The following is a 214-nucleotide window of genomic DNA, read 5'->3' as shown; positions in this document are numbered from 1 at the left end:
ACTTGCAAAAGATCCTACAACATCATATCTTCGATATGAAAGATGGGCCTGTAGCTCAGCTGGTTAGAGCGCACGCCTGATAAGCGTGAGGTCGGTGGTTCGAGTCCACTCAGGCCCACCATCTTCTATTAAATCGGGGCCTTAGCTCAGCTGGGAGAGCGCCTGCCTTGCACGCAGGAGGTCAGCGGTTCGATCCCGCTAGGCTCCACCAACG

The 214-nt window shown here is 55.1% G+C and carries 2 tRNA genes; both read left to right on the top strand.

From position 1 onward, the window contains the following. Positions 1-44: 44 nt before the first annotated feature. A tRNA-Ile gene (locus tag AC20OE_RS18830) sits at positions 45-121 on the top strand. 14 nt (positions 122-135) lie between these two features. Continuing rightward, positions 136-211: transfer RNA gene (locus AC20OE_RS18825), tRNA-Ala, on the top strand. Positions 212-214: the final 3 nt, after the last annotated feature.

This window comes from Bacillus sp. SRI_025 (assembly GCF_057592095.1).
The sequence above is the reverse complement of the archived record's forward strand: the minus strand, read 5'-3'. Positions and strand labels throughout refer to the sequence as shown.